This is a genomic window from Planococcus halotolerans, from assembly GCF_003289955.1.
Taxonomy (GTDB): Bacteria; Bacillota; Bacilli; order Bacillales_A; family Planococcaceae; genus Planococcus; species Planococcus halotolerans.
On record NZ_QLZR01000014.1, the window covers coordinates 1 to 7,577 of the forward strand.

At 33.8% G+C, this 7,577-nt stretch carries 9 protein-coding genes; all 9 read right to left on the reverse strand.

Features of this window, described 5'->3' with window-relative positions:
• Nucleotides 1–329 precede the first annotated feature (329 nt).
• The 9 genes from DP120_RS18180 to DP120_RS18215 all read right to left on the reverse strand — a co-directional run bounded on the left by DP120_RS18180 (nucleotide 330) and on the right by DP120_RS18215 (nucleotide 7,382).
• The gene (locus DP120_RS18180; protein WP_112225089.1) at nucleotides 330–923 is read right to left on the reverse strand and encodes a hypothetical protein; all 594 of its coding nucleotides are present in this window, start codon (nucleotides 921–923) and stop codon (nucleotides 330–332) included.
• Between the two features lie 10 nt (nucleotides 924–933).
• Nucleotides 934–1,266 carry a hypothetical protein gene (locus DP120_RS18185; protein ID WP_112225091.1) on the reverse strand — a complete coding sequence of 111 codons (333 nt, stop codon included), beginning with the start codon at nucleotides 1,264–1,266 and terminating at the stop codon, nucleotides 934–936.
• A gap of 2 nt (nucleotides 1,267–1,268) precedes the next feature.
• Nucleotides 1,269–1,739, reverse strand: a complete 471-nt coding sequence (locus DP120_RS18190; protein WP_233785919.1) for a phage holin family protein — start codon at nucleotides 1,737–1,739, stop codon at nucleotides 1,269–1,271.
• Between the two features lie 63 nt (nucleotides 1,740–1,802).
• Entirely contained in the window at nucleotides 1,803–2,057 is a 255-nt protein-coding gene (locus DP120_RS18195) for a hypothetical protein (protein ID WP_112225093.1), read from the reverse strand.
• A gap of 82 nt (nucleotides 2,058–2,139) precedes the next feature.
• Nucleotides 2,140–3,360, reverse strand: coding sequence for a hypothetical protein (locus DP120_RS18200; RefSeq protein WP_112225095.1), 1,221 nt, complete (start codon nucleotides 3,358–3,360; stop codon nucleotides 2,140–2,142).
• Nucleotides 3,361–4,015: 655 nt separating this feature from the next.
• Nucleotides 4,016–5,362 carry a phage portal protein gene (locus DP120_RS18205; RefSeq protein WP_112225097.1) on the reverse strand — a complete coding sequence of 449 codons (1,347 nt, stop codon included), beginning with the start codon at nucleotides 5,360–5,362 and terminating at the stop codon, nucleotides 4,016–4,018.
• Between the two features lie 34 nt (nucleotides 5,363–5,396).
• Entirely contained in the window at nucleotides 5,397–6,236 is an 840-nt protein-coding gene (locus tag DP120_RS18735; RefSeq protein ID WP_240612033.1) for a phage terminase large subunit family protein, read from the reverse strand.
• Nucleotides 6,237–6,989, reverse strand: coding sequence for a terminase large subunit (locus tag DP120_RS18740; RefSeq protein WP_240612034.1), 753 nt, complete (start codon nucleotides 6,987–6,989; stop codon nucleotides 6,237–6,239).
• 3 nt (nucleotides 6,990–6,992) lie between these two features.
• Complete coding sequence (locus DP120_RS18215; RefSeq protein ID WP_112225099.1) at nucleotides 6,993–7,382, reverse strand: hypothetical protein; 390 nt, start codon at nucleotides 7,380–7,382, stop codon at nucleotides 6,993–6,995.
• Between the last annotated feature and the right edge of the window lie 195 nt (nucleotides 7,383–7,577).

The window sequence follows — 7,577 nt, forward strand, 5'->3', positions numbered from 1 at the left end:
TGCATTCACTGGCCTGATTCTCCGCAACTCGTGGCTCAAAACTCCACACAAGTGGCTTTTTCATTCCGCAATACTCAGAAAAAAGCCCGGAACCGTTAGTTTCCAACGATTTCGGGCTTTTTTCTTTTTCATTAAGATGTCTATAATCAGACTGTACGTCCCAGGAGCGATTCGAACGCCCGACCGACTAAGAATCCTAAATGCAAATATCATTGCTGACACTTACATATCAATAGGTTTCCCTCAAATCGAGAGTAGAACATTCCACGAACTATGACCGAAACTATCTTCTGACACTTTTTATATAGAAGGAAAATTTTCTGTCAACGTCAATACGGTGCTACACCAGATGTTTTGTTGAATAGTACACCGATCAATCCATCTTGTGACAAGTCCTGTAGCATAACCTTAGCAGTCATACCTAGTATTGAAAGCTCATTATTGACTGCAAAGAGTGTTCTATTCTCTGGTGTATCTTGTATATCTATAAACAATGATACGTCCATCATATTAATAGAAAACGCATCATTTAAGCTACGTTCCCATTGCTTCATAGAACCATATACATCATAAGGTTCTGAATAATGTTCTTCATAAATAGGTTTGCCAAAATCATCTTCTCCGATTTTAGTTTTACCTAAATAGTCACGAACCTCAATAGTAACGTTGCAGCTAGTCATAGTAGAACGATATTTATTCTGTCTAGGTGATTTAACTTCCTCTGAAATTAGATACTTATGACCTTTATAATCTACATAATCACCACGATTAAATGGTTGTAGAGAGTTGATGTGACGATTCTCTACTGTTCCTAGATAAGCCATGCCAATAATTGCTTGTTGTGGTTTACCATTGATTAGAACTGTTTCAGCAAGAGAATCAAATGTGTCATTTAGTAGCTTGTAGTTAGTTAATAGATTCATAACTTCACTCCTAATTAAAAAGCATGAAGAAATCAGATTGATTAGCGTCTGTTCTCATGCCACGAATTTTCTTCTCTAGTTGGTCTATACGGTCTGTTAAATTCTCATGAAACTCTGATACTGTCATATCGTCCATTTTCACATTTCTCATCATTTCAGGATTATTAGCTACTGATTCTAATGTAGATAATGCTGTCTGATAAATAGCTTTCTTTGCAGATGGTGATTGAGCATTATATTCTTCATGAGGTTGTAATCCATTCTCCTGCAAGTAAATGATTAATTCTTGCTGCGAGAGAGCAATCCCCTTTGTTTCCATTTCTAAGCGTTGAATATTCTTCATGTTTATTTATCTTCCTCTCTGACTACGTTGTTGTTATTAATAGTGACTTGCTCAGTATTGATATTTTCTATATTGATCTGCTCTTTAGCCATTTCATTAATGTATTTAGATATTCCTTTTGGTAGAGGTAATCCAATACGCTTAACATTTTCTGCAATGCTGAGTCCTTCCATACCTATATAGAAGAAAACAGCCATTGTTCTAAATACTGGTACACCTGCTGAGGTTAATAAATCCAGTAAGTTAGCCAGAATAATGACGAGCATTATAGTAGCTTTCTTTAGGAATCCATTAAAAGCAAGGTTAGATGATAATTTGCGTTCCTTTGCTGATTTAATTAATCCAGTAAGAATATCAATCACCATAAATACAAGTAAGATTGTTAATGAAATATGCCATGCCCCAAACAGGAATGATATTGATACTCCAAACAGGGATAGCAGATAGACGAATAGTTTTTCTATGATAAACACCTCCTAAGGTGGAAAAATGGACAAATGAAAACACCCTCAAATTTATGAGAGTGTTTGTATTAATTATCTGCTTTTCATGTCTAATACAAATTTAGCTTCTTCTCTTTTTACTTCATGGAATCTATTTTGCTTTTCTTCATCCCATTCAAATCCTTGTGATAAGGCATACTCAACGATTGTACCTTCTGTTTTGTCATTTTCAGGATTAGCAAAGTCATAAGTATATTTGGCTACCGCTTCGCCATCGACCCTATAAACATTCACGACTATTTGTTTCTCAACGTCTATTACTTCATATTCTGCTGTTACTACATTCATATTTTCACCTCCCCCAAATACCTATTCGACACAATGGGAAGTAATTCCTTTTAAGGAAATAATATAGTGATAAAAATATTAATTATAAAACAGCGATAATAACTCCTATAAGTGTGAAAAATAAAGTAAACAATCCAACAGTTAATATAATACTATCGTTTTGCATAGTGAACAGAGTTTTCATATAATCGTGATAATCACTATATATTTTAGTATATTTCTTTGTGAGTAAATCACCTGTGAAAAAAGATTCTGTTTCAATTTCTCCATTCCAACGGACTTCCCAATTTTTTTGATCTTGTAGTCGAGAATCCAGATTTGGTTTAAATTCACTATCCCTTAATGCTCTCAATTTATTCACCAACCAAAGATAATCTTTTTTCTTCACTACTTTATAGTTACCTAGAAGGTATTTAGCCACTTTATTCTCTAACTCTCTGTTTTCAATATCATTAAATAAATTATAATAAAATTCATTTCCTTCATATTGGAAGTTATCCAAAAAAGGAATTTCAGGAATGATTTTCCCATTAAAATATTGATAAAAAGTTTGATACCCTCTAAATGATTCAATAATAATATAATAATTTTCTTTTTTATTATAAAGTGATCGCATTAAAAACGGATTTTTAAGGTTTTCTTCTGTTTCATCTGCTTTTTTATAATTCATTGTATAACCAATTGGTAATTTGTATTCCCGTCCAAAATTAGAGTAAAGATTTTTGACTATAAACCCTTGAAATATATCTCTAAAATAATCTCTCTCTCTTTGCTCTAATGACTGCATACCATTATTCCTAAAGCTACTGTTAAAGTAAATTGAAGTAAAGTTCAAAAAATAAGTATCTTTGATGTTATCTTTAATAAATTTTGATTCTTCCGAGAAACTAATAGCTTTAATAAAATTAAAAGTATATTCAATAGCAACTGTCTGATTTGTAACTTGAGTATATTTCATAGTTAATTCACTAAAGTATTTATGCTTATTGAAAACAATTTTTGCAAGAAGACCAGAACCTGTATGATTAACTTCTAAACCTAAGTAATGTAAATCTCTAGATTTTCTTTTTTTAAGATATATCGTTTTTCCGTAATCATAACCATCTAATCTGTATAGAGATTCTACTAGTTTATTTAACTCCTTATTTGAAAGAACATCATATATTGTGACATTCCACACAAATTGCCTGTGATTATCTGCTTCTTCTTTTTTCGTCATTAGATTATCAATACTTTTTAAATATTCTCTAACTGATTTTATATACTGTAATTGAAAATATAGATTTATAAAGTAATTTTTCATTTCAAATCCCCTGTCCCTGATTTCCATACACTCTCTAAATATTACCATTAATAAACATTTTTATGTGTGTGAAAAATCGAGAGTGGTGGGCGACCTCATTTCGAAGTTGGGGTATCGCCTTGTATAGGATATGAATAGAAATAAGCCAACTTCCGATAACATACCTTATGTCTACTTGATTTATCGCTCAATCCCTTGCGGCTCTAGTGTTTGCATATATTGACGTATTTAACGCTACATAATCGCTTGTATATACGCCTTTATTTATACGATAAGTTGTATATAATACGGGATTCTTATACATTTTGTATAACGCCTTATAAAAGCAAACTTTTAATGAGTTTTACGGTTCTATAATAGTCCTTATAGAACAATTGGCTTTATATCGTCATTTAAACCCTTTATGTCTATACAGATTCACTTGAATCCATATAACAAACTTTTAAAAAGAGAGCTGAGGATTTTCAACTCAACTCTCATTCTGCTACCCCATTTTTTTAAAAATGCTATAGAAAAAATTTGCCATATAACAGCGAAAAATTTCTGATACTATCTCTATTATATTTTCGCCTTATTTTCCCTACATTTTCACATATATTTTCAGGATATTTTTATCGTATTCCCCCACTGTATTCTATCTGTCATATCAAACACTTCACTTAACTAAAGCGTTATCCTCTTCAACAATTTCATTAACATTCTTTACAGGTTTGATCTGATTACTTTCTGCTTTCAATCTCCCCAACTCCATAGATACATCTGTTGTATATGGACTGTGTTCAAGCATGGACTCTAAGCTAATGCCATTCAATAGACGTAGCTCCTTCAAGTCCTTCACTCTCTCGCTCTCATTAGATGGTCTGTTGTACTTGAACAGCAATGACAACGAAGCATACTGCTCATCCGTGATAGTCACACCTCTAAAGCTTAATAGCTTACGTATCTTGTCATAGCGTTCCATCATACCCTCACGAATATAGCTTTCATTCTCACTTGCTTTAACCTCAGCCAATCCGAATAGCATAGTAATAGATACCTCAGACAGGTTGCTAATATCGCTCTTATTCATAGATACAGCAGGAGTACCAGATACATCTAATAAGCTCTGATTTAATTGATTATACAAAGCTTCAAATGCTTTTATATCCAGATCATTACTCTTGAAATCAAACGTGCTGCCATCATCTAAATGGACTCCACCAGATACTAGCTCTTTAGGAATACCGCCAGTAGTTAAGCGTTGCCCTGTGATAACTGGAATACCTTGAAAATGAGTATAAGTAGCGTCTACTGTTTTTGACAATAGCAACTCCATGTTATCTAAGATGATAATGAAATCATCTAATACGCTAGAACCTTCAATATCACTGTATTCATTGTGAGAATGATAATGGATAGGGAGTCCAGAAAGATTGGCATACTGAGCAGATAGCTTCATAGAACCACCTTCATTATTGTATTCCTTCACAACATCATCTTCATAAAGCGTATAGTATGAAATTCCATCAAATACATAAGATTGTACGAAAGCGATCATTTCATTATGGTGATTATAAATAGGAGTACCTTCATCTGCCGGAATAATTTTAGAATCAATATATCCCTTCTTATTTACAAAGACGTATTCGGCACACGAACCGAATTTGAGCAAATTGGATAATATTTTCAGGTTTTTGGCATTATACTTTCCTAGCTTATTTACCTTGTTCAATTCATCAATCATTTTTTCATTTCCTGTTAATACAACATCATTTTTCAATAGAAACTGTATATGAAACTGCAATAAAGTTTTTGCAGTATTAAGGACAATTTTACGGGGAGTAATTCTTTCACCGTTATACATGAAAGATGGCAAGTTTTGAATCTTATGATTGCCCATCAGATAATCTTTCTTAGCTTCCACATTCATCAATCGCTGCTGATTCGCTACTGTGTTTACTTCCTCAACGAACCAGTGTTCATTGTTTCTGTGCTTTGCTTTTACATATTGTTCTAAGTTCATTTGAACACCTAACTTTCTAATTTGTGTACGCCTGTTAGACGTACCATTTTCCTTCTGCCATAGCCACGTTCGCTAATGTCATACTGATTACTAAATCATCTTTATTTTTATCTCCACGCTTGTTCCCTAGCTTTCCATCTTTTTCAACGTAGATTGTCATTTGCTCTAGCAGCGTTTTACATTCAATGTTAATCATGCCTGTTTCAAAGTTTTGTCTGAACAGGGATATAGCTATCTTCTTAGTGCTTTCTGTTGTTAAGAATCCTAGCTTTAATTTCTTTTTCCCTCGTTCATCAAAGGACCTCATTTTGTACAGATTCATGTATTCATATACTTCTCTCAATTGCTGTAAAACTACTGAACCGTAACTATTTCTCTCTACACAAATAAAGCTGTAGTTATAATATCTACCGATTGTGTCAATGATCTCAGCAAAATCATGAGGACTAACTTTATTAGAGAAGAAAGCTAATACTTCCTGACCTTCATCATTTAGCATGGTTAGAGTTGAATCATCTCCACCAACGCCAGCAGCAACGTCTACACCTGAGTAATAGCGTTTGCTTCTTTTTGGTAAATGGTAGATTTCTAAACCACGACCAATAAAGCGATAAAGAGATTGAGGGATTTCTCCGTCAACTTCATCACGACTTAAAGGGGTTATTAAGTGTTCCATGCGTTCTAATACTTTAGATTGCTTAAATAATCCATTGCCAGAAGCAACAAAAGCTTCATATAAATTAGATGGGTACTCTTGATGAAACTCTTCTAAATCCATATCTAATAGCTTGAACCTTCTCCACATCAATGAACGGATAGCACAACCTTTTTCATGCAGTATCTTTTCATCATCTTCAAAATCTTTTGGTGACATTCAATTGCCTTTATTGGTTGATTTAAACCATGCTTCGGCTTCGTCCATTTCTGTTTTCCACTGTTTCAAATACAACTTATGATAAAAAGGAATGAAGTACATTTTAAATCGACTCTTGCCCTTATCAGCGTTCATACAAAGCTCATGAAAACTGTTCATACCCTTTGCTGTACTTTCAATAATCAATCTACTGTGCTTCCCTTTAGCTAGTGACTGGATAACTGATAGTAACTGCCTGTCAATGTCATTGTAGAAAGCAAGCTCTGACAATAAGCAGAAATCAATCGTAATTCCTCGGCCAATATCTTTATCGCCAGCAGTAGTTGATGTAATACGTGAACCATTCTCAAAAAATAGCTCTGATCTGTTCTCCCTTTTAACTCTAGGGAAAGCATTAGGATATTTCTCTCTAGGTAGCGTCTGGTTCATATCTTTGAGCTTGTCGAATAGCGATTTAGCAGAAGCTCCTAAATAAGAAACAATTAAGATATTCTGATTAGGAACTGTACAAGCCAAATGCAAAGCTTTAGCCAGCATATAAGTAGTAATTCCTGCTTGTCGGCTCTTAGGCACAACTAGAAACTTATTACTTCTAAGCATTTTCTCAATGTCTTTCTGAGCTTCATTAATAGTAAACTTCTGACGCTCACCATCATTATTCTGTATTTCTACAAAGTTCTTAGCGAACGCTTCAAAGTTATTCATAACAGCTTGTAATTTATTCTCTGGTTTCTTCTCTTTTACTGCTACCATCTATTACAACTCCAAATCATCAAATGAATCGGAAGTAGACGGTTTAGTATTGCTTGCTGCCTTGTTAAAAGTTCTAATTTCCTTTTGAATCTGCAAGAGTAATTTAATACTCTTTTCATCAGCGTCATCAGCAACAGCACGTTCAGCAGTCATCTTATAAACTTTTTCTAAATCATTGGCAAACTTTGATTCCAGGAACAAACTTAACAACCGCAAATACTGTGGTGTTCTTTCCCACTTGATGTACTCATTAAATGATTTTACTGCTAACTTCCGCATAATCTCTTCTTCTGATTCCTTCTCTTTGTTCTGGTTGTAGCTCAGATCATGTCTCCAATCAAAATACATTCGCTTTTTCCAACTGAGTTCCTTTAATGCTTCATATATATCCATATTCCCATTCTCCTTCTGATTTTTTGCACAAAAAAAGAATGGTCAAATTCACCATTCTCTAAAATGCACTATTTTTAATTGCTTCTGCTCTTTCTTTTTCAGAGATTGCAGTATGATATGTCAACGCCGGTTTAATTTTCCCCATTATAGCCGGAATAAAATTCCCCACTTGAGCTAGTTTGCAGGTGGGGCAGC

Bases quoted from the DNA above. Each gene is read 5' to 3' on its own strand.
- DP120_RS18735 (WP_240612033.1), bottom strand. From the start codon at position 6,236: ATGTCACCAAAAGATTTTGAAGATGATGAAAAGATACTGCATGAAAAA.
- DP120_RS18200 (WP_112225095.1), bottom strand. From the start codon at position 3,360: ATGAAAAATTACTTTATAAATCTATATTTTCAATTACAGTATATAAAA.
- DP120_RS18205 (WP_112225097.1), bottom strand. From the start codon at position 5,362: ATGAACTTAGAACAATATGTAAAAGCAAAGCACAGAAACAATGAACAC.
- DP120_RS18180 (WP_112225089.1), bottom strand. From the start codon at position 923: ATGAATCTATTAACTAACTACAAGCTACTAAATGACACATTTGATTCT.
- DP120_RS18215 (WP_112225099.1), bottom strand. From the start codon at position 7,382: ATGGATATATATGAAGCATTAAAGGAACTCAGTTGGAAAAAGCGAATG.
- DP120_RS18185 (WP_112225091.1), bottom strand. From the start codon at position 1,266: ATGAAGAATATTCAACGCTTAGAAATGGAAACAAAGGGGATTGCTCTC.
- DP120_RS18740 (WP_240612034.1), bottom strand. From the start codon at position 6,989: ATGGTAGCAGTAAAAGAGAAGAAACCAGAGAATAAATTACAAGCTGTT.
- DP120_RS18195 (WP_112225093.1), bottom strand. From the start codon at position 2,057: ATGAATGTAGTAACAGCAGAATATGAAGTAATAGACGTTGAGAAACAA.